Below are 22,230 nucleotides of genomic sequence, written 5' to 3'. Positions count from 1 at the left end.
CTGTCCTCTTTATCAGTTTTCTTTCTTTGTGAAGTTCTGCATATCCCTGGTGTTCTTCTGCACGGCGATTGCCCCGAAAAGACCCAGCAGAAAAGAAAACGCATAGAATCCCTTTTCGCTGGGCAGGAAAGTGGCGTTCCAAAGGCCGGCTGCCAATAAAATAATGGCGAGAATCGTAGCAAACCAGCTCAGACCATAATAAATATCCGTCACGGGAATTCCCTCCAGCCTGTCGCGGACACTTTTTTGTACCGATACTACTGCAAACAACCCGAACATCAGTAAAGTAAAATAATAGCCTTTTTCATTAAGCAGCATTTCAGCTTTCCAGAGCCCTATGAGATAACCGGCCATACCGGCACCCAAAGCAACCCAGGATGCGATAATAAAAGCACCTGATGGTTTTTGATTCATAATCATTTCTATTTTTTGGTATATTGATAAAAAATTCCTGTGTCAAACGGAGTCCATAAGCATGCCTTCTGTCCGCAGGTTTTCAGGCCGTTGTTGGCCCAGGTGTTGCAGGTATGCACCAGGCTGTAACTACCCCTGGCATCATAAAAGGCATCGTCTTTCCCGTAAACGGCATTGGTTCTGATAAAAACAGGGCGGCCGGAAGTGTCCCTGATAAAACTGTCGTTTATATAAGTGATCAGTCTTGCATACTGCTCCTTACTGATGATGATCTTTTTACAGTCATCGCCTTCTGTCAAAGATTTGTAATAAGTAGCATGAATAGCCGAAGTACTCAGGCTGAAAGCCGCTTTAAAGGCCGTACTGAACTTCAGATCAGCCCAGGTGGGAGTGTCGAGATAGAATCCCTTATCGCCCCAGCCGAAAGCAACGAAGCGGTGCGTGGTGTCTCCTGAAACTGTATTCTGAAACGGCAGTACCTTACTCCAGTCCATCTGGGCATTTCTGACAGGCATCACGAGGTCGGAATGCACACCGTTGGTGAGCAGATAGATTTCCACTTCATCAGGGGCATTGGCCTCTTCATCGACACCGATCCGGGATAGTACATATGCTGAAGATAAATACAGTACAACGAAAAGCACCAGGGAGAGTATGGTGTACAAAGTAATTCTGAGGATTTTTTTCATTAAGAATTTTAAAGAGTTAAGGATGTATCTTTGTCCCGTTCAATGCTCTGTTACCAGGTACATTATACTTGACCGGGCAAATATGAAATTAAATTTCAACTATTCAAATCAGTCAGGAATTTTGAAAAAATCCTGCTGCCGACTGTAAGTGCGTTTTCATCCTGCTTTATGGAATGAGGGCGATCAGATAGGAAAACACTTCAATAAAGCCCATCCCGACAGCAATCATCAGCAGAAACAGGCCACCTGTTTTTAATACCTCCATAAAATTTAGGCGGAGTCTTTCACCGGGGATGGTCAGCAATTTAAATACTTCCACTACCCTTTCTTTATTCAGGTAGAGCATGAGCAAGGTCATCAGTAAAAAGAAACAGGCGTTGAGCATGGCCCCGGTGTGGATACTGAAACAGATATCGACAACGATGATGTTGAGCAGGATGGGGATAAGAATGGCAGCCCCTAAAAGCTTGGTGCGGTTAAAGAGCAGGAGAATAGCCCCGATCACCTGCGACACGCCTATGAACAAAATATAAGGATAAGAATAGCCGAAAAAAGCCCAGGCCAGGTCAAAACCGGAAAGACTTTCGAGGGTTTTGAGTTTAACCGCCTCAGGCAGATGACCTCGTCTGTAAAACTGATGACCGAACAACTTTGCCCAGCCATAGACACTGATCATTAAAAAGACATACCACCGGGCGGCGATTTCCAGATAAAAGGGTATTTTTTTCATATTTGACGGAAAAAAGGAGAACGAAAAAAGGAAAAAGGGTCTTTTTATTCAATATAAAACTGACGTTATCTCATTATCAAGTCCTGTCTTCAAAATAAATACAATCAGAAATTGATAACAAGCTTTCAAGGGAAGAGTGGTGCAATAGGCCTTATCAGCGGCGGGGCATATTTTTTGACCGGGTGGGAATATTTCAGTAGATTTACCTCAAAAAGTATAACAAAATGAAAGTAACGATGACACCTTACCTCTTTTTCGACAAATGTTGTGAAGAGGCCCTCACGGTTTATAAGGAAGTACTGGGAGGAGATTTTTCGATAGCTCAGCGATATGACAACGGTTTTATGGAAGTAGCCCCGGGCCTGGAACAAAAAGTGATGCATGCCCACGGAGATTTTGCAGGCAACGCATTCTTTGCGGCAGATAATCTGAATATGGATCCTGAAAAACAAGCCAACAGGGTGGCTTTATCGCTCAACCTTGAAAGCCCGGAAAAAGGCACGGAGATTTTTGAGAAGCTCTCTGCGGGAGGCAAAATACACGTGCCGTTTACCAAACAATTCTGGGGTGCCTGGCATGGTAACTTCACCGACCGTTTCGGCATCCGGTGGATGATCAATTGTGATTAACAGCATAAAAGGTCCCGGAATTCAGCTCCGGGACCTTTTACTTCGCTTATTTAAGATATCCTGTCAACCTACATTTCTTTAAACTCTTCAGCCCTTCCACTACTTTGGCTGCGTTAAGTTTCGCTCCCGCAGCGTTGGTATGGGTGTTGTCTTTCGGGGTAAAATACTCTGCTTTCACCTTTTCTGTGCCCATTTCTTCATAAACCTTTCCTGAAAGTTCGAACAGGTCAATAAAAAAAGCCCCTGTCTGATGTGCCACCTGGGCAGACCATAAAGGATAATAGTCTTGTTTCCTTTTTAATTTACCATTCTCAAAACTATTGCCGGGCACCCTCGAGCAGATAATGGCCGTGGCTCCTTTCTGCTGTGTTTCGGTCACATATTTCCGCATGTACCAACCGAATGTGTGTACCACTTCATGTTTTTTAGTAATGACATTGTCGATTTCTTCTTTTTCTTCGCCGATTCCCTTAATGGTTCCGCGGGCCCTGAGGGTGTCGTTGATGGCCCAGTCGTCGTTATGCCCGAACTGCATGATCACAAAATCTCCTTTTTTCAGACGGGGCAGGATTTTGTCCCAGCGGCCGTCGGTCAGGAAAGTACGGCTGCTGCGGCCTCCGATGGCGTGGTTTTCGATGTGGATACGGGTGGTGTCAAAATGATCAGGCAGATAGCTCCCCCACCCCCACATGTCGTTTTCACCTTTCCCGGCCCCGGTTTTGACGGTGGAATCGCCTATGATATACAATACCGGTCTTTCTTTTAAAGTGAAGGCAAAAGCAAGAATAAGAGGGATGAAGAATAACAACAGTTTGGTTTTCATGTAATAATAAGATTGATTTTTATGCAATTTAAAAATTCCGGTGGGTTTGGGTGTCCTGTAATGAGGGGTGGGTGCTGATTTTTTTATGGACAGGATTTCAGGATGGACAGGATTTTTTTTATGGACAGGATTTCAGGAGGGACAGGATGCGGTCGGAGACCGTGTGACACCGTCCGGGGCGTCTGAGACGCTGGACAGCCGGGACCGGAAAGCAGAGACCGGTTTTCATTATTGACAGGATTTCAGGATGGACAGGATACGGTCGGAGACCGTGTGACGCCGTCCGGGGTGTCTGAGACGCTGGACAGCCGGGACCGGAAAGCAGAGACCTGAATAATTGAAATATCGACCGGAATAATTGAAGTAGAGACCTGAAAGATTGAAGTAGCGACCAGAAAAACTGAGGTAGCGACCAGAAAAATTGAAGTAGTGACCGGAAAGATTGAAGTAGAGACCAGAAAAACTGAAGTAGTGACCGGAAAGATTGAAGTAGAGACCAGAAAAACTGAAGTAGTGACCAGAAAAACTGAAGTAGTGACCAGAAAAATTGAAGTAGTGACCAGAAAAACTGAACGCGAGGCCAAAGGTGCTGATATTTTTATGGACAGGATTTCAGGATGGACAGGATGCGGTCGAAGACCGTGTAACACCGTCCGGGGCGTCTGAGACGCTGGACAGCTGGGTGCCCGATTTTATCGACAGGATTCCTGGAGGGACAGGAGGGGTCGGAAACACTCTCCTGCTTTTCAATAATAATTTAAAACATAAATGGCGTTCTGAGCCGGTAATCAACATTTTTATTTCGCTTTTTATTCACAGGCAGTGTCCTGCATGCGACTGCAGGATGCTATCGGAATTGATAAATATAAACTTTCGGATAATTAATTGTAATTATTTATTCTATCTAATCTAAAACTTGAACATTCCTATGTTAAAAAAATTACTCAGAATTAAAGGCTCCATCATACCCCTGTGGTTGCTGGCCCTTACGTTCGGTCAGTTTCCGGCCATCGCAGGCGGGGGTAAAATTGTCCCGGAAATTTCTATTTCTACTGTAGCCGCTCTTGCTGTCACCGGTACGGTGAAAGGTTCAGAGGGCGATTTATTACCAGGTGTGAGTATTGTGCTTAAAGGTACCTCTGCGGGTACTGTTAGCGGTAATGACGGTTCTTATAAGATTTCCGTACCGGATAAGAGTGCGGTATTGGTCTTTTCATTTGTTGGATATAAAACCCAGGAAGTAACCGTGGGTTCAAAATCGGTGATAGACGTAGTCCTGGAGTCTGACGACCAGGCTCTGCAGGAAGTGGTGGTGGTAGGATACGGTACCGTCAAAAAAAGTGACGTAACCGGGTCTTTGTCTTCTATTTCTTCCAAACAACTGGAAGCTGTTCCGGTGCAGAACCTTTCACAGGCGATGCAGGGAAGGGCTGCGGGGGTCGACATTGCCCAGACCAACGCCAGACCGGGTGCTGCCCCGGCCATCAGGATCCGTGGTAACCGTTCATTGAACGCTTCCAATGATCCGCTGTTTGTACTGGACGGCATTCCACTGGCCCCAGGCTCGGGAATTAACGATTTCAACCCGAATGATATCGAATCTATCGAAATCCTGAAGGATGCTTCAGCAACTGCTATTTACGGTTCACGTGGTGCCAACGGCGTCATCCTCGTGACGAGTAAAAAAGGCAAAAGAGGTAAAACGCAGGTGACTTATAACGGTTTTGCGGGTATTTCTGCCCCACTGGCCCCACTTGAAATGCTGAGCGGTGCCGACTTTGCCGAATTAAGACGCGACGGCTACCGCGGGGATGGGAATCCGACCAACTATACGACTCCCTTCCCTAACCCGGTACAGGATAAAGCCATTTTCAGCACCGATCAGTGGGCTGAGGTTTCGAAAGGATATGAATGGGATAACAAAGAAAACCTGATCCCGAAATACCGTCCGGCTACAGCCCAGGAAAAAGCCAACATGGCCCTTTACGGTTATCCCGTGGTAGACCAGGTGCCTGTTTATAATGCTGCCAACGTGGGCAATACGAGCTGGGAAGATTACGTGATGCGTCAGGGCTTCCAGCAAAGCCACCAGCTGAGTTTCCAGGGTGGGTCTGAAAACCTGAGTGCTTCATTTTCAGTAGGTTATTTTAATCAAAAAGGCATTCAGCTGGGCCAGGACTTTACCCGTTACAGTTCAAGGCTGGCGGTGGAGCTTCAGGCAACCAAATTCCTGAAAGTGGGCGGATCGGTCAACCTGAACCTGAACGAACAAAACTGGGGTTCGAACTTATATGCCGAGGCCCTGGGCAACTATAAACTGGCCCAGCCTTATGATGCCAACGGTATCCTGATTTCACAACCGGGTGGTGACCCGCAGGTGTATAACCCGATCCCGAAGATCGAAGGTGAACTGGACAACCGACGCACTAACAGGATCATGGCGAGTCTTTTTGCCGAGGTAAAACTGGCAAAGGGACTGAGATACCGTATGAACTTCGGTCCGGATATGTCTCAGAACCGCCAGGGTAATTTCCTAAGCCCGGCAGCGAGCAAAGGAACGGCGGCTTCATTTACGGGAAGATACCGTCAGAGCAACCGCTTTAACTATGTGATGGAAAACCTCTTATTCTATGATAAAAGCATCGGAACGAATCATAACCTGAGTTTTACGGCCCTGCAGTCGGTGCAGAGCGACCGTTATGAATTTTCCGATATCGAGGCACAGGACCTGCCTTACCCTTCTCAGCTATGGTACAACTTAGGTTCCCAGGTGGGATCGGGTGCCAAAAGCTTTGGTTCGGACTTCTCCCAGATCAAGATGATGTCGTGGATGGGCCGTGTGAACTACAGCCTGATGAACAAGTACCTGATCACGGCCACGGGCCGCTATGACGGTTCTTCGGTATTGGCACCGGGCAAAAAATGGGGCTTCTTCCCGTCTTTTGCTGTAGCCTGGAAAATGAACGAAGAGGCATTCATGAAAGGCCTGACCTCAATCAATGAACTGAAAGTCAGAATCGGGTACGGCCGTACGGGCAACGCCGCTGTAGGACCTTACACCACCGGTGGCCGGATATCCAAAACCCTGTATGCCTGGGATGCCACGCCGGCCATCGGCTTTGTACCTAACCTGATCCCTAACCCGGATCTTAAATGGGAATCAACGGGACAAATCGACATCGGAATTGATTTCGGATTCTTCAATGACCGTATTTCAGGCTCACTGGATGTGTACCAGGCCAAAACCGACGACCTTCTGATGGACAGGCAATTGCCGACGGCCTCAGGTTTCGGTCTGATCCAGGCGAATATCGGTTCTACCCAGAACAAAGGAATTGAACTGACCGTCAACACGGTCAACATAGACCGGAGCAACGGGTTAAGATGGACAACCAACATCTCGCTGGCCAAAAACAAGGAAGAAATTGTAAAACTATATGGCGGAACGAACGATGACATCGGTAACAGGTGGTTTATCGGAAGCCCGGTGATCAGCTATTATGATTATGTGGTTGACGGCGTATGGCAACTGGGTGAAGCTGAGGCTGCTGCCAAATATTACCCATCAGATACCAAAAACCCGCTGGGCAAGCCCGGCGTGGGACGTCCAAAATTCAGGGATTTGAACAATGACGGGATCATCGACGCCACGAACGACCGTCAGATTGTAGGAAGCAATGTTCCTCAGCTTCAGGGCGGTATCACCAACACGTTCTCTTACAAAGGTTTTGATCTTTCACTGTTTTTCTTCGGCCGTCTCGGACAAACGGTACTGAACGGCTACCTGAGACCGACACTGACGGGCCGTTATCCTGAGCCTTCATTCCTGAATGACCGCTGGAAGCCTGAAAATCCTACGAACACCTATCCGATGGCCAACTGGGATTCGGAAAGGCCGGTAAATGCGGATGCTTACCTGTATGCAGACGGGTCATTTATCAAGTTGAGAAATGCTTCATTGGGTTATAATTTCAAGAACAACATCTTGTCCAAGCTCAAACTGAGCACTTTGAATGTCTACGTGACGGCTACCAACCCGCTGTTATTCACCAAGTTCAAAGTGAGCGACCCGGAGTTTACGAGTTCGAGCAGAACGTTCAATGACCAGATTTTCGGAATTAACCTGACAGAGAAAAGTCTTGTGTTTGGTATCAGGGCAGGATTGTAATCAATAACATTAAATGATGAAGATGAAAAACATGAAAAATAAATTATTAATCGGAACACTCGCACTGGGCCTTTTTTCGAGCTCCTGCAAGGATTTCTTAGAGGAAGTTCCTGTAGCCCAGGCTTCTTACTCATACTACGATACTGAAAAAGGCATGGAAGACCTGATTCACTCGGCTTACAGCGAACTACGCTGGCTGGCCAACGGGGAGCAGTCTTTTACGCTGAATGAATACGGAACCGATGAGGTACGCCAGGCAGCTGATGGCCTGAACAAGCATTACGATTCCTACAGTTCATTGCTCAACCCTTCTGACCAGGGTGGTTTCCTGCATGCCATGTGGACGGCTTACTACCGGGCTATCAATGCGTGTAACCTCGGCATTGAGAAAGTGCCGGGTGTAACGGGCGGCACCGGTGTGTTGAAAGATGATGCCGGGAAAAAGATCCGCGAAGCGGAGCTGAAATTTTTACGTGCCTATTATTATTTTCAACTGGTACAACAATTTGGTGCGGTTCCCCTGCCTCTTAAAGGCACAGTGGGCGTTCAGTTGGAGTTTGAAAGGGCTCCGATGCCACAGGTGTATGAGCAGATCATCGCGGACCTTACCTATGCTTCAGATAACCTTCCTGTAAATCAAAGCCAGTGGGGAAGAGCCACCAAAGGGGCAGCTAACCACTTCCTGTCGAAAGTCTACCTGACCAGGGGCAGTGCCGTGAAAGACCAGAGGGGCCAGAAGGCGGATGACATGGACAATGCCATCAAATATGCCGAGCTGGTGATCAACTCAGGGGCTTATAAACTGGAGGCTGATTATGCCAATCTTTTCCCTGACACCAAAGATCATGCTTTTACCAATGAAAGAAGTTCTGAATTTATCTTCAATGTCCAGTTTAACAACAACCTGTCACTCATCAACAACAGCTTCGGCAACAGGATACACCTGTACTGGGGGATGGTGTATGACACGAGGCCCGGTATGCTGAGAGATTTGCAGAATGGTCGTCCGTTCAGGAGGATCAGACCGACAGAATTTGCTTTTAATCTTTGGGACAAGGCCAATGACTCACGTTTTTATAAGTCATTTAACTGGGTTTATTACTCCAATAATGCAGCGAGTATCACCAAATGGACGGCAGCGAATGCCCCGAGCCCGAACCTGGTAGGACAACCAAAATGGGCGGTAGGCGATACGGCGATTTTCATTACGCCGGAGAAAAACGTATCCGCGGCGGCGATAGACAGGGCGAAATACAGCTATTATCCGCAGAACACCTGGGATCTGCAAACGTTTCCTCCTGTGTCTAAGTATTTCGATCCGAACAGGGATAACTTCCAGTCGGAGTTTGGTGTGCGTGATTTTGTGGCGGCCCGCCTGGCTGAAACCTACCTGATCGCAGCAGAAGCATACGGACGCAAAGGGAATTACACCAAAGCAGCAGAGCTGGTCAATATCGTAAGAAAAAGAGCCGGATATAAGAGCACAGACAAATATCCTTACATACAAAGAGCTAAGTTTGACGGCGTAAGCGATCTGAAAAAATCAACGGAAAATGAAATGATAATCACGGAAAGTTACTGGGATAAAGACCAGGCTGTTGAGCAATATCCTGCCTCGGCCACCAGTAAGAACACCAGGTTTATCCATTTTATTCTGAACGAAAAAGTGCGTGAGTTCTATGGTGAAATGCAACGCTGGAATGAGCTGGCCAGGACTGAGACCCTGGTAGAAAGGGTGAAAAAAGCCAATGAATTTGCGGCGGGGTCTGTGCAGGAGTTCCACCAGAAGAGGCCTATACCTCTGGCTCACATTGAAAGAATCTGGAAAAACGGGGCACCGCTTCCCAAAGATCAGTATGCCAGTCAGCAAAATCCTGGCTACTAAGGCACTAATCACAAAAAAAGGTTAGAATTGGAACAATGATAAACCACCGCTGATTTTCGGCGGTGGTTTTTTTTCTCCCCCATGCCTGGAGGCATGGGGCCACAATTAAAAATCGGTGTCGGCTTTTTTGATGTCCATTTCTTTGATCCAGATATTGCGGTACAGAACATTGTGACCTTCGGCCTGTAGTTTCAATCCGCCGGGGGTGTCGGTAATGCCTTTTCCGCCGTCGTTGCCGCCGTCGATACCTGAATTAGGGCCTCCCCAGACCTGCGTAATGACCTGGTTGGTATGGGCTTTTTTGCCGTTAAAATACATGGTCACGAGGGGGTTTTCTACTTTTTTGCCGTTTTCGAATCTCGCAGCCCTGAAAACGATGTCATAAGAATTCCATTTGCCGATGCCGTTGTAAGCGAAATACGGAGATTTACTTTCATTGATGACTGCTCCGAGACCGTGCGAAGTGGAATCTCCGTCCAGTACCTGGATCTCATAACGGTTTTGAAGATAAACGCCGCTATTCCCGCCTTTTTCTGAGATAAAGAATTCAACATGAAGCCTGAAGTCTTTGAATTTTTGTTTGGTTACAATATCCGCTGCCCCGTATAAACCACCTGCTCCTGAAGGGTCGTTACTGCTCACGGCCGTTCCCTTTGTGGCGGGGTCGCTTACAACCTGCCATTTGATCGGAAGGGTGGCGGCCAGTCTCGGGCCATCCCAATAAGTCCATTTATCGTCCAGCATTTTGCGTGAACCATCCATTAAAACGATGGATCCTTTGGGGGCCTTCACTCCCACACCAACCTGGCTGTGGGCTTTATTGGCCATAAAAAAAGTAAGCACAAGTGCTGCTGCAACCGGGTAAAATTTAGATTTTCTTTTCATTATCATTGATTTGGTTGAATATTTTTTTTTAAAAGTAGTAATAATAAATGGAAAAAGGAGGCTGGACAAAGGAAAAGGGAATGGCTGGACAAAGGAGGAGGGAAAAAGGGAGAAAGAGAAAGGAGATTTTTTCGGGCTACATCCGGACCTTCAGGCCCCAAAGTCCGCTTTCTGCCACAATGATTGACACTTGCCCCGGCCTTCAGGCCTGGGTAAGATGGTGAAATATCGACAACAATATTATAGATATCAGCCCACTACCTTCTTCCATCCCATTGCCGACAGGCCCGAAAAGAAGCCTAAAACCAGCCAGTACAGGGGTGCTGTGAGCAGCAGGGTGAGGTATGGAGAATAGTGATTTTTCATCCACTGTGCTTCCTCGTGGTGGGTCTGAAGGTATTCCTTCAAAAACATCAGGTGAGTAGCAGTAATAGCCATACCGAGAATGACCGCAAAATAAAATCCGCCGGCAAAGTAATTCTGAAAGCAGTTTTTTGAAACGAAAAGGCCTGTAAACAAGACGAGGACCATCCAGAGGAGCCATTCCCGGCCGGAAGGTAACCAGAAGATGGTGGCTACTCCGGAAAGGACTCCGAGGGCAATAAACCCCGAAAGCAGCTTCGGATAATCATACACAGCGATTGATTTCATACAGATAGCACGGAATAGTCTTTATTATTTGGTCCTGCCGATGACCAGCTTTTCGTATTCAATATCGTTAGGCTCCCAGAGTTCTATTTTGTTACCTTCGGGGTCCATGATGTGAACGAATTTGCCATATTCAAAAGCCTGAATTTCGTCTGTTATAGTCACTCCTTCTGTTTTCAGGATTTCAACAAGCTCTTCCAGGTTTTCTACCCGGTAATTGATCATGAATTCTTTGGGAGAAGGCTCAAAATAGGTGGTGGTATCTTTGAAGGGACTCCATTGGGTAAACCCTTTTTTATCCTGCTCGTCAGACTGCCTCCACTCGAAGTTGGTGCCGTACTGATCCGTATCCAGGCCCAGGTGGGTATTGTACCAGGCCTTCATCTGGTCAGGATCTTTGCATTTGAAGAAAATGCCTCCGACTCCGGTAACTCTTTTCATAGTTTTTATTTCAGGTAAGCGAATCTTCAAATATACTATCTCTGTCTCGGATTCTTTTTAGGAAGCTCCGCTTTTTTAGGCTTTGAAGGCCCGGCTTTCGGGGTAGTCCGGTCTCTGCCGGTCCTCGAATTACCCGTTGGTCTGGCTTTGTCTGCAGGTTTAGCCTTTTCGGGAGACTTAGCCCTACCGGTTGGCCTTGGCTTATCTCCCGGTTTAAACTGGTCTTCTGCTTTCGGTTTTCCGGCGGCTTTAAAACGTTCAAACACCTTTGGCTTACCTGCTATTCCCAGCTTGTCGGCAGGGTAAAACTTCGTCGATACTTTAGACCTGGAAGCTTCCTCTGTTTTGCTCGACTCGGAAATCAGTTTGGAAATAGTTTCCAGTTCTTCCGGCTTCAGGTCCCTCCACGCCCCTACCGGGATTTTGTCGAGGGTAATGTTCATGATTCTTACCCTTTTCAGCTTGATGACGTCATACCCCAGGTATTCGCACATGCGTCTGATCTGGCGGTTGAGACCCTGCTTCAGGATGATCCTGAACACGCTGGTGGTTTCCTTGACCACATGACACGGCTCTGTGATGGTGTTCAGCACCGGTACACCCTTCCGCATATTCTGGATAAACTCAGCCGTAATGGGTTTATTGACCGTCACGATGTATTCTTTCTCGTGGTTATTACCCGCCCTGAGGATTTTATTGACAATGTTTCCGTCATTGGTGAGCAGGATAAGGCCTTCAGATAGCTTATCCAGTCTTCCGATCGGGAAAATCCTTTCAGCGTGATTGACAAAATCTATAATGTTTCCCGGAATGTGTCTTTCAGTAGTACTGGTAATGCCTTTGGGTTTATTGAGGGCGATGTAAACCAGTTTACTTTGCCTTTTGAGGAGTTTGCCGTCAATTTTAATGTGATCGGTGAGACGGGCCTTGTCGCCCATGGTGGCTTTTTTGCCGTTGATCGTCACCCTTCCCTCTGTGATCAGCATGTCTGCTTCACGCCTGGAACAGTAACCTGTATCACTTATGGCCTTGTTCAGCCTTGAAAACCCTGACTCATCCTCGAACATATTATCTATTTTTGATAAGAAATTAAATACAAAAATAAAGATATGTTTTCATAACCCGGCAGGAGCCGGTAAAATTACTTGAATCCGGCAGTAAAACCGGATTCAAATAAGTGTGGTTTCATGCTCAGAAATCTGAACAATCAATGGCATCCCTGCTTTCTTTATACTCTTTTTTCTCTGCTGCCGTAAGAATGGCACATTTGTCAACGAGAACATCCAGAGATGTTATAAAAGCCGTGCAGTTGGCTTTGTTCTGAACCGCCACGAAAGCGTTCAGTTTAGCAGTGTAATCATTGCTCAGGTCTTCACACCTGGATTCTACAATATCTCCCCCTTTTTTGCAGCCTGAGAAAACAGATAGGAAAACAGCAAGAAGGATAATGGACGTAGCTTTGTTTTTCATGGTTTGTATATGATTTAATTTTAGCCAAAATTATCCATCAGGTATGGCTATTTAAAGGAATATTTTAGAATTTTATTTAGTGGTATTCCTGGAATTATTCTAAACAACTTTACTACAGAACAGTGCAGGAGGGATCGGATCATTTCGTTTTCTATTTTTATCCATGTTGAACACCCGGTGGGCAACTACCTTATTATCAAAAATCAGCAACGTTTTATTCCAGTTTACCAAAATCAGAAAATGAAAAACAACCTTAACCGGAGAGCATTCTTAGAGAGGAGTTCTCTGACCACTGCCGGACTGATGACCACCGGCCTTCATGAATTGTTTGCTACAGAAACCGTAGCTAAAAAAAAGGTGGCTATGGTAGGCACCGGGTCGCGTGGAACAGGCATGTGGGGCCGGCCGGTTATCCGGGAATTCTCCGACATTATTGAATTTGCGGGCTTATGTGATATCAATGAAGGGAGGGTCAGAACGGCACAGAAATTTCTGGGCGGTAATATCCCGGTTTACACTGATTTTGAGAAAATGATGAAAGAACAAAAACCGGACATCCTGATCGTGACCACCGTAGACGCCACACACAGCGACTACATCATCAGGGGAATGGAGCTAGGGGCTGATGTCGTCACTGAAAAACCCATGACAACTGATGAAACCAAGTGCCAGGCGATACTGGATGCCGAACGCAGAACAGGTAAAAAAGTGACGGTTACGTTCAATTACCGGTACTCACCTCACCGCCAGAAAATCTATGAACTGCTAAGGGCAGGCGAAATCGGGGATATCACCTCCGTTGATTTTCACTGGTACCTGGATGTGAAGCACGGAGCAGATTATTTCAGAAGATGGCACAGACTGACCTCCAAGGGAGGTTCGCTGTGGGTTCACAAGGCCAGTCATCATTTTGACCTGCTCAACTGGTGGCTGGAATCAGAGCCTGAATCTGTTTTTGCCCAGGCATCGCTGGACCACTACGGTAAAAACGGCAGGATAAGAGGTACGAACTGCAGAACCTGTGACCATAAAACGGATTGCAATTTTTACTTTGACATCACCAAAAACAAGAACTACATGAGCTTGTATGTAGAAAATGAGCAGTATGACGGTTATCACCGTGACGGTTGTGTTTTTAAGGAAGATATCGATATTTATGATAAAATGGCTGCCACGATCAAGTACGCCAGCGGCGTCAATGTGAGTTATTCCCTGACGACCTATTCTCCGTATGAAGGTTACAGGATTGCCTTTAACGGCACCAAAGGCCGGATAGATGCCTGGATCAGGGAATCAGGAAAAATGGACATGCCTGACTATGACGAAATTATGATCAATAAGAATTTCGGGGGCATTGAATATGTAAGAATACCTCAATCTGAGGGCCACGGTGGCGGAGATGCGATCCTGAGAGACCGCATTTTCAAGTCGCCGGACACTGAAGACAAGCACAGGCAGTCTGCCGGAAGCCGTGACGGGGCGATGGCTATCCTGGTGGGCATTGCGGCCAGAAAAAGTGTATCAAGCGGCATGCCGGTGAAGATAAAAGACCTGACGGATTTAAAACCCAGAGCGATAAAGAGCTGACCAAAGCCCAGCTAAAAAGCCCTTCCGGTATGGAAGGGCTTTTTTAGCGGGTTGATCCAGGTAAGATTTTAAACAGAACCCCTGTCGATCATATAAAAAGGACTTTTCCGGGTCACGATGGTTTTGCTCAGCAGGTTTTCTGCTGCCAGGCGGCCCATGGCTTCAAAATCAGTGGTAATCACGGTAATGCCCAATACTTCTTTCAAAGTAGTTTCATTGAACGATATCAGGCCGATGTCTACGCCGGGCGTCAGGTTTTCGGACCTTGAAAACTTAATCAGTTCAGCCAGATCGGGTTCTTCGATGACAATGTAGGCGGTTTTTTCTTCAAAGTCTTCCATCACGGATTTCACACAGTGATCAATGCTGAAATTGAAATTATTCAGATTGCAGAAAGAACTGAATCCTTTGACGATTTCCTCAGGGTAGTTGCCCAGTTTCGGAAAAATCAGCGTCAGGTGATGGTACTTCTTAAGACAAATGAGGTTATCCTCCAGCACATTGAATATATCTTTTTCAAAATCCTGGTAGATGCAGATCGACTTATTTCTCAGTTCGGGTATTTGCTTATCCAGCAGAATCAGCTCGTTGGAAGGTATCCTGTTCAGAATTTCGAGGTATTCGGAAGCAGGGGTGCCTTTCGCAAAATGCGGCATGATGGCATAATAATTATACCTTCCGAGGTTCTTATCCAGTATTTCTTCCAGGGTTTCGAGGTCATAATTATGCACCTGCAGATCGACGCTGGCGTTTTCACCCAGGGCTTCGATGAACGAGTAGTAGACGATTTTCTTATACGAACTTAATTTATTGAGGATCAGAAGCACTTTGATCTTCTGCTCTCTTTTGCTTTTGACAAAGTATCCTTTGCCCTGAACCGAATCAATATAACCTTTTGATTTAAGTTCTCTGTAGGCTTTTTCGACCGTATCTCTTGATAAAAGATACTCTATGCTCAATTCCGTGATGGAAAGCAGCTGGTCATTCTTTTTGTAGTACCCCCTCTCGATGTCATTGATGATCGAGTTGACGATTTGCTTGTACTTAGGCATCCGGTCATTCATATTCAAATCTAATCTATGGAAATTATTTTTCCTAATCAGACTTTCGGGAAATGAAAAAAAGGGTGAGGTTGAGGTTTTAGGATACATGTCTTTTAAGATTAAAATTGGAATGTGACTGAAATATTCTAAGAATATTTTGTCTTATTGTTATAAAATTATCGATATAATACAGCTAAAGACAGGAATAGTTAAAATAAATTTATGCAATCGTTATCGGGAACGTTCCCGGCAAACCACCGCGATCACGCCTATTTACACCCGGCAACAAATGCAGGAAAGTACAGGATGACGGGGGGAGGGAGAATGATGAATTTTGAGTGCCTGCCCGACCTGGGCTTGTCCCGGGCGGGTGTGAGTGATGAATAAGTGAGTGGAGCGTTGCAGGCAACGTCTGTCCGCAATGCTGACGTGGGCCAATGATGAATGATAGAATTTTGAACGATGATTTGTAATATTGTATGAATGATACGAGAATGGATTGATGCAGGCAGGGAAAGTTTCGTCGACTGGCAGAATAGTCGGGACCGGCTTTCTCCCCTCTCCTTTTTCCCTTCTCCAAAAAAATGAAAAAATGAAAAAACTTGGATTTAAAATGACGCTTTTCGCAGGAAAAGAAGAAGAGTATAAAAAAAGACACGACGAGATCTGGCCGGAGCTCGTTGAATTGCTCAAAAATACGGGCATTGAAGATTATTCCATTTTCCTGGACGAAGAGACGCTTTCTTTGTTCGGCGTTATGAAAGTGAGCGACGAGCTTAAAATGGACGACCTGCCCAAACAGGAAGTCATGAAACGCTGGTGGGCTTATATGGGTGATATCATGGCCAGTAATCCCGACAATTCACCTGTCAGCATTCCGCTGAAAGAAGTTTTCTACTTACCTTAACCCGGCTTAAAATGCTAAAAAATAAACTATATCCGATGAAATACGCCTCAATTCTGACCGCCTTATTGTTTTCCCTGACCGGCTACGCCCAGCGAAATGTAACCAACGCCAACGATTCCAATACACCCCTGCACCTGCTGAAACCCGACTACCCGGTACCCTACGGAATCCCCGTTCAGGCAGATGTCAAAACCGTGTTAGACAGGATTTATAATTACCTGAATACGACCACGCCGTACGAATTTGTCAATTCAAAAACGGGGGAAACGATCACCGACCTCACCAAATCTGACGAAAACATCACCCTCAAGAAAGGGGATTTCAGGCTCGTGAGCTATGAATGGGGGGTTACCTATGCCGGTATGTACAAGATCAGCCAGATTACGGGCGACAATAAATTCAAGGACTATTCTGATAAACGTCTTAATTTCATCGCCGAGTCTGCTCCTTATTTTTCCAATCTGAAAAGCCAGACTTTTGACTGGGGAGCGAAAGGGCCGCTTAAAAACCTGCTCAATCCGCATGCCCTGGATGACTGCGGAGCGATGTGCATGGCCATGATCAAGTCGATGAGAGATGGCGGCACACCGAAACTGAGGCCGCTGATTGATATCCACATCGATTACATCATGAACAAAGAACACCGCCTTTCGGACGGTACGCTGTCACGCATCAGGCCCCAGAATAAAAGCCTCTGGCTGGACGATATGTTTATGGCTGTTCCGGCCATCGCCCAGATGGGTAAGCTGACCGGCGACAAAAAATACTACGACGAAGCCACCAAACAGGTGCTTCAGTTTGCCAAAAGGATGTTTAACAAAGAAAAAGGCGTGTATATGCACGGCTGGGTGGAAGGCATGGAAGAACATCCGCAGTTTCACTGGGCCCGGGCCAACGGCTGGGCGATCCTGACTAAAGTGGAGCTACTGGAAGTGTTGCCACCGGATCATCCGGACAGACAAAAAATACTTGACCTGCTTAAGGCTCATGTGAGGGGACTGACTTCCTATCAGTCGGGAGACGGATTCTGGCACCAGCTGCTTGACAGGCATGATTCTTACCTGGAGACCTCCGCTACGGCTATTTATGCTTACTCGCTGGCCAAAGCGATGAACAACGGATGGATTGATAAACTGGCCTATACCTCGGCTACTTTGCTGGCCTGGCAGGCGGTTTCTACCAAAGTAAACGACAAAGGCCAGGTGGAAGGCACCTGCGTGGGTACAGGCATGAGCTTTGACCCGGCGTTTTATTATCACCGTCCGATCAGCCCTTATGCGGCACATGGCTATGGCCCGGTGTTGCTGGCCGGTGCTGAGATCATCAATTTCCTGAACAAGAACAAATTTGAGATCAACGACAGCTCTGTGCAGCTGTTACTGAAGAAATGAGAAAAATAGCATTGTTTTTTCTTCCACTGGTGTGTTTCACTGCTTTTTCCCAGACCAATAAGTTTGATTTCGGAAGCGGTGAAACGGCCAAAGGCCATACCAAAGTAGACGCAGGCAGTTTTTACACAGCCAAAGCAGGTTTCGGCTGGATGAAAGGATCTGCACCTGTTGCCGGACGCGGATTTATTTCTTCCGGCAAACCCTTATTTTTTACGGTCGACATTCCTGAAGGCAATTATGATATTACTTTACTTTTCGGAGAAGATTCTGAAACGACGCTGAAGGTAGAAAACAGGCGTCTGATGCTGGAGAAGGTGCTGGCTCCGAAAGGAAAAACGGTTTCCCGGAACATTACCGTAAGCGTCCGCTCACCTTTGATTTCGGGGAAGGATTCCGTCAGACTAAAACCCAGGGAAATGACCTATCTGCAATGGGACAGGCAACTGACCTTTGAATTTACCGGACCGAAACCGAAAATAGCAAGGATAGAAATCAAGCCGAAAACACAGGTCAAGACCATCTTTCTGGCAGGAAACTCCACCGTAGTTGACCAGGCCCTGGAGCCATACAGTTCATGGGGGCAGATGATTCCCCGTTTTTTTGCTCCCGGGAAAGTGGTTATAGCCAACTATGCCGAATCCGGAGAATCTATCCAGAGTTTTGTGACAGAAAGGAGACTGGCCAAGATTGAAAGCCAGATCAGAAAAGGCGATTACCTGTTCATAGAATTTGCCCATAACGATCAGAAAATAAAGGATTTTGACGCATTCGGCAAATATGCTGATTACCTGAGAAAATACATTGACGGCATTCGTGAGAAAGGGGGCATTCCGGTATTGGTGACTTCCATGCCCCGCCGGAATTTTGATCAGAACGGCAAGATTATCAACACCCTGGGGGATTTTCCGGAGGCGATGCGAGGTGTAGCCAGAGAAAAGAACACCCTGCTGATTGACCTGAATGAAATGGCCGGGGTCTTATGGGAGTCGCTGGGAGAAGAAACTTCTAAACTGGCCTTTGTGCATTATCCGGCCAACGTCTTTCCCGGCCAAACCAAGCCGATTGAAGACAATACCCATTTCAGCAATTACGGGGCTTATGAACTGGCCAAATGCATGGTCGAGGGTATTAAAAAGAACATTCCCGAGCTGACAGCCTTGCTGCTAAAAGACCTCAAAACATTTGATCCTCAGCACCCTGACGATCCCAAAACGTTCGATTTCCCGCTGAGTCCTGTCGCCGAAGTCATCAAACCTGACGGCAACTGACAGGCAAATCCCCATTCCGGAAAGCTTAATCTCAAAAAAGATGAAAAGATACTTTTTATACTTCATGCTGCTCGTCACGTCGACGGCTTATGCCCAGAAAGTGACGCTCAAAAGGCTGGAAAACAACACGATCCCTTATCGCCATGGCATCAGCTGGGGTGTGCCTTTTACGGAGGGGTCGGTGAGGAAAACCCAGCAGTTTGGCCTGAAAAACCAATCTGAGAAACCCCTTGATATACAACAGTGGCCAATGGCTTACTGGCCTGACGGCAGCATCAAATGGATGGGATTTGCCACTACGGCAGATTCGTCGGACCAGTCATTCTCCCTTTCTCCGGCAAAGGCCATTTCGAAAGTTAAGCTAGGTTTAAATGTAAAGGAAACCTACTCTCAGATCATCCTGAGTTCCGGCAACAACAGCTATTTTTTCTCTAAAAGAGGGCCGTTTGCTTTGGATTCGGTGGTCGTTAACCAAAAAACCATTTTAACAGGCCTGGGGCTTGAGGCTATCCTGCAGGACCAGCCCGACGACGTCCTGGCCCAGGTCAGCAAAGAAAAACTGGCTTGTGAGATCATCAGAACGGAACTTGAACAAAGCGGCGAAGTGAGGTCGGTCGTGAAAATTTCCGGTGTACTGAAAGCCGGAGAACGCCAGGTCTTACATTTTATATTGCGGTTTTACCTTTACGCCCACACCGATCATATCAGGGTAGTGCAAACGGTCATTTATGACGGCGAACCCGAAAAAGACTTCATCAAAGGCCTGGCCCTGAGCCTTAAAGTGCCGATGAGAGAGCAGACGCTCAACCACCACATCCGGTTCAGCGGGGAAGAAAACGGCATCTGGGCAGAGCCTGTGCAGCCCGTTAACGGAAGACGAAACCTGATGTATGACAACCGGAACGTCTTTGAAGACCAGGTCAGAGGTCTCAGGATTCCGGACAAAGAAAAATATGATGCCAAAGGCCAGGCCCTGATCAAAGACTGGGCGGTCTGGAATGATTTTCTGCTCACCCAGCACACTTCGGACGGTTTCAGGATTCAGAAAAGAACCCATAAAAACGGGGCCTGGATAGACGCCAACTCAGGAGGCCGGGCCCGCGGGCTGACGTTTACCGGGGATGTTTCAGGAGGTGTATCGCTGGGTCTGAAAGATTTCTGGCAATCTTACCCGGCTGCCCTGGAAGTAACAGGAGCAGGAAGCAGGGAAGCGACTTTAAGGGCTTGGATGTGGTCGCCTTATGCGGAAGTAATGGATATGCGGCATTACGACACTCTGGCCTACGGCCACGGCCTGGAAGCCAGTTATGAAGACATTCAACCGGGTTTCAGCACCGCCAACGGGGTAGCCAGGACCTCAGAAATCACCCTGTTTTTACATGAATCCGTGCCTTCCAATGCCGTATTGAGTCAGCTGGCAGATCATGTACAGCAAAACAACCTTCTTGTGAGCACGCCTGAATACCTGCATAAAACCGGGGTTTTCGGAGTCTGGAGTTTGCCAGACACCAGCACGGCAGGAAAAAAGTGGCTTGAAAACCAACTCACTGCAGGCCTTGATTTTTACAAGAACGAAATAGACGACCGCAGATGGTACGGCTACTGGAACTACGGCGACGTGATGCACAGCTACGACCCGCTCCGCCACGAATGGAAATATGATGTCGGCGGATTTGCCTGGGCCAACACCGAGCTGGTGCCCGACATGTGGCTGTGGTACAGCTATCTCAGGACAGGCCGGAAAGACATCTTCAAAATGGCTTCCGCCATGACCCGCCACACCTCGGAGGTGGACGTGTATCACCTGGGTAAATTCCAGGGGCTGGGTTCCCGGCACAACGTCAGGCACTGGGGCTGCGGAGCGAAGGAGGTCAGGATCAGTCAGGCGGCCCTGAAACGCTTTTTTTACTACTTCACCACCGACGAAAGAACCGGTGAGCTGATCAGAGAAACGATTGACGCAGACGAAGCTTTGGTCAAGACGGACCCGCTGCGGTTGATCCTTCCGAAATCGGCTTATCCCACCCATGCCAGGATGGGCCCGGACTGGCTCGCCCTGGTAGGCAACTGGATGACGGAATGGGAAAGAACGGGAGATACGAAGTGGAAAGACAAAATTCTTGCAGGTGTCAACAGCTTCAGCAAAATGCCCTATGGATTCTTCTCGGGCAAAGACGGGGCCTTTGGCTATGATCCGAAAGACGCCACCTTGAACCAGCTGGCTGAAAACGAGATCGGGGCAGCGTCTCTCGCCACCATCATGGGAGGCGGAGAAGTGGCTTTCGAGTTGAGTAAAATACTAAAAAACAAAGATTTTGATAAATTATGGCTGCAATACTGCCGGCTTTACGGAGCTCCGAAAGAAACGATCAGTGCGGAACTGGGAAGGGAAGCGAAATTGGGGGATATGTCGCCGCACTACACCCGGCTGATGGCCTACGACGCCAAAACCACCGGGAGCAAAGAAAAAGCCGCCAAAGCCTGGGAAATTTTGCTCAATGTCAGGAATCATCCGTGGTACCACGTCTTCGAGACCACCAAAGTGCCCACCCCTGACGTGTTAAGAGAAACCACTGAAATCAAGGGGATTTCCACCAATAATACAGCCCAGTGGAGCCTCAATGCGATCCAGTTGCTGGAGCTGATCGGAGACCAGATGCCGGAGCAGCATGACTTATGGAAAAAATAACTCCGGAAAACATAATTAAAGAAGAAATATACCGGGCAAATTGTATATTTACTGCCCAAAATCAACCTTAATTCATGAAAAAAATCATCAGTCTTTTTGCCTTCAGTTTATTATTTACTGCGGCCGTTTCTGCTCAAAGCAAAATAGAAATCCAGGGCTATAACCACGTGGGACTAGCCGTGAAAGACCTCAAGGAAAGTGCCAGATTCTATAAAGACATCATCGGCCTCATTTACCTCGATGTGCCGGAAAGCCTGGCTGCTATCAGACGATGGTTCAGGATCGCTCCGGGACAGGAACTTCACCTTTTGTTGGGCAGAAAAGACCCTGTGACGAACAACGATAAAAACTCAGCCCATTTTTCACTGACGATCCCGGCCAATTCCGCGGATACCATAGAGGCCTTTTTAAAGGAAAAAGAGGTGCCGTATCACCGCCAGAAGAGGTTTGACGGGGCGTTCCAGATTTATGTGACAGATCCGGACGGTTATGTGATTGAGCTGAATGAGCCGAAGAAGTTGTAGGCAGTGAGCTTTAAGCAATAAGCTGTAAGCGATAGCCAT

General features: G+C 47.2%; 21 protein-coding genes. 11 read left to right on the top strand and 10 right to left on the bottom strand.

Annotated features, from left to right (window positions below; translation table 11 throughout):
* Nucleotides 1–12: 12 nt before the first annotated feature.
* The 3 genes from yiaA to GVN16_RS10940 all read right to left on the bottom strand — a co-directional run bounded on the left by yiaA (nt 13) and on the right by GVN16_RS10940 (nt 1,833).
* Nucleotides 13–414 carry an inner membrane protein YiaA gene (gene yiaA / locus GVN16_RS10950; RefSeq protein WP_166563922.1) on the bottom strand — a complete coding sequence of 134 codons (402 nt, stop codon included), beginning with the start codon at nt 412–414 and terminating at the stop codon, nt 13–15.
* Nucleotides 415–422: 8 nt separating this feature from the next.
* Entirely contained in the window at nt 423–1,103 is a 681-nt protein-coding gene (locus tag GVN16_RS10945; RefSeq protein WP_166563921.1) for a TIGR02117 family protein, read from the bottom strand.
* A 166-nt stretch (nt 1,104–1,269) separates the two neighbouring features.
* Nucleotides 1,270–1,833: a hypothetical protein gene (locus GVN16_RS10940; protein WP_166563920.1), complete on the bottom strand. Its 564-nt coding sequence runs from the start codon at nt 1,831–1,833 to the stop codon at nt 1,270–1,272.
* Nucleotides 1,834–2,057: 224 nt separating this feature from the next.
* Between GVN16_RS10940 and GVN16_RS10935 the strand changes: the two genes are divergently transcribed.
* Complete coding sequence (locus GVN16_RS10935) at nt 2,058–2,462, top strand: VOC family protein (protein ID WP_166563919.1); 405 nt, start codon at nt 2,058–2,060, stop codon at nt 2,460–2,462.
* Nucleotides 2,463–2,508: 46 nt separating this feature from the next.
* Here the strand turns inward: GVN16_RS10935 and GVN16_RS10930 are convergent, their stop codons facing one another.
* On the bottom strand, nt 2,509–3,285 hold the full coding sequence (locus GVN16_RS10930; RefSeq protein WP_166563918.1) for a rhamnogalacturonan acetylesterase: 777 nt from the start codon (nt 3,283–3,285) through the stop codon (nt 2,509–2,511).
* A gap of 429 nt (nt 3,286–3,714) precedes the next feature.
* Between GVN16_RS10930 and GVN16_RS10925 the strand changes: the two genes are divergently transcribed.
* The 3 genes from GVN16_RS10925 to GVN16_RS10915 all read left to right on the top strand — a co-directional run bounded on the left by GVN16_RS10925 (nt 3,715) and on the right by GVN16_RS10915 (nt 9,338).
* Nucleotides 3,715–3,951: a hypothetical protein gene (locus GVN16_RS10925; protein ID WP_166563917.1), complete on the top strand. Its 237-nt coding sequence runs from the start codon at nt 3,715–3,717 to the stop codon at nt 3,949–3,951.
* Between the two features lie 262 nt (nt 3,952–4,213).
* Nucleotides 4,214–7,453 carry a TonB-dependent receptor gene (locus tag GVN16_RS10920; RefSeq protein WP_166563916.1) on the top strand — a complete coding sequence of 1,080 codons (3,240 nt, stop codon included), beginning with the start codon at nt 4,214–4,216 and terminating at the stop codon, nt 7,451–7,453.
* Between the two features lie 31 nt (nt 7,454–7,484).
* Nucleotides 7,485–9,338: a RagB/SusD family nutrient uptake outer membrane protein gene (locus GVN16_RS10915; RefSeq protein WP_166563915.1), complete on the top strand. Its 1,854-nt coding sequence runs from the start codon at nt 7,485–7,487 to the stop codon at nt 9,336–9,338.
* A 105-nt stretch (nt 9,339–9,443) separates the two neighbouring features.
* On the opposite strand, the gene GVN16_RS10910 is transcribed toward GVN16_RS10915, so the two are convergent.
* From GVN16_RS10910 to GVN16_RS10890, 5 genes are all read right to left on the bottom strand, one after another.
* Nucleotides 9,444–10,223: a DUF1080 domain-containing protein gene (locus tag GVN16_RS10910; protein WP_166563914.1), complete on the bottom strand. Its 780-nt coding sequence runs from the start codon at nt 10,221–10,223 to the stop codon at nt 9,444–9,446.
* A gap of 249 nt (nt 10,224–10,472) precedes the next feature.
* Nucleotides 10,473–10,874, bottom strand: coding sequence for a hypothetical protein (locus tag GVN16_RS10905; protein ID WP_166563913.1), 402 nt, complete (start codon nt 10,872–10,874; stop codon nt 10,473–10,475).
* 24 nt (nt 10,875–10,898) lie between these two features.
* Nucleotides 10,899–11,312, bottom strand: a complete 414-nt coding sequence (locus tag GVN16_RS10900; protein WP_166563912.1) for a VOC family protein — start codon at nt 11,310–11,312, stop codon at nt 10,899–10,901.
* Nucleotides 11,313–11,347: 35 nt separating this feature from the next.
* Nucleotides 11,348–12,379: a 23S rRNA pseudouridine(2604) synthase RluF gene (gene rluF, locus GVN16_RS10895; protein WP_166563911.1), complete on the bottom strand. Its 1,032-nt coding sequence runs from the start codon at nt 12,377–12,379 to the stop codon at nt 11,348–11,350.
* 124 nt (nt 12,380–12,503) lie between these two features.
* Nucleotides 12,504–12,782: a hypothetical protein gene (locus tag GVN16_RS10890; RefSeq protein WP_166563910.1), complete on the bottom strand. Its 279-nt coding sequence runs from the start codon at nt 12,780–12,782 to the stop codon at nt 12,504–12,506.
* Between the two features lie 240 nt (nt 12,783–13,022).
* Here GVN16_RS10890 and GVN16_RS10885 point away from each other — a divergent pair, with 240 nt between their 5' ends.
* On the top strand, nt 13,023–14,369 hold the full coding sequence (locus GVN16_RS10885) for a Gfo/Idh/MocA family protein (RefSeq protein ID WP_166563909.1): 1,347 nt from the start codon (nt 13,023–13,025) through the stop codon (nt 14,367–14,369).
* A gap of 68 nt (nt 14,370–14,437) precedes the next feature.
* Here GVN16_RS10885 and GVN16_RS10880 read toward each other — a convergent pair whose 3' ends face one another.
* A complete protein-coding gene (locus GVN16_RS10880; protein ID WP_229244124.1) occupies nt 14,438–15,421 on the bottom strand; it encodes a GntR family transcriptional regulator in 984 nt (327 codons plus the stop codon).
* A 213-nt stretch (nt 15,422–15,634) separates the two neighbouring features.
* On the opposite strand from GVN16_RS10880, the gene GVN16_RS10875 reads away from it, so the two are divergent.
* The 6 genes from GVN16_RS10875 (at nt 15,635) to GVN16_RS10850 (ending at nt 22,191) form a co-directional block, all read left to right on the top strand.
* The gene (locus tag GVN16_RS10875) at nt 15,635–15,799 is read left to right on the top strand and encodes a hypothetical protein (protein WP_166563907.1); all 165 of its coding nucleotides are present in this window, start codon (nt 15,635–15,637) and stop codon (nt 15,797–15,799) included.
* A gap of 205 nt (nt 15,800–16,004) precedes the next feature.
* Complete coding sequence (gene rhaM / locus GVN16_RS10870) at nt 16,005–16,319, top strand: L-rhamnose mutarotase (RefSeq protein WP_166563906.1); 315 nt, start codon at nt 16,005–16,007, stop codon at nt 16,317–16,319.
* A gap of 35 nt (nt 16,320–16,354) precedes the next feature.
* A complete protein-coding gene (locus GVN16_RS10865; protein WP_166563905.1) occupies nt 16,355–17,710 on the top strand; it encodes a glycoside hydrolase family 105 protein in 1,356 nt (451 codons plus the stop codon).
* The gene (locus GVN16_RS10860) at nt 17,707–18,978 is read left to right on the top strand and encodes a rhamnogalacturonan acetylesterase (RefSeq protein ID WP_166563904.1); all 1,272 of its coding nucleotides are present in this window, start codon (nt 17,707–17,709) and stop codon (nt 18,976–18,978) included. Before GVN16_RS10865 ends, GVN16_RS10860 begins: the two co-directional genes overlap by 4 nt.
* Nucleotides 18,979–19,018: 40 nt before the next feature.
* Complete coding sequence (locus GVN16_RS10855) at nt 19,019–21,667, top strand: hypothetical protein (protein WP_166563903.1); 2,649 nt, start codon at nt 19,019–19,021, stop codon at nt 21,665–21,667.
* Nucleotides 21,668–21,741: 74 nt separating this feature from the next.
* On the top strand, nt 21,742–22,191 hold the full coding sequence (locus tag GVN16_RS10850) for a VOC family protein (RefSeq protein WP_166563902.1): 450 nt from the start codon (nt 21,742–21,744) through the stop codon (nt 22,189–22,191).
* The last annotated feature ends 39 nt before the right edge of the window (nt 22,192–22,230 follow it).

The organism is Emticicia sp. CRIBPO, assembly GCF_009905725.1.
In the GTDB taxonomy this organism is placed as follows: Bacteria; Bacteroidota; Bacteroidia; order Cytophagales; family Spirosomataceae; genus Leadbetterella.
The sequence above is the reverse complement of the archived record's forward strand: the minus strand, read 5'-3'. Positions and strand labels throughout refer to the sequence as shown.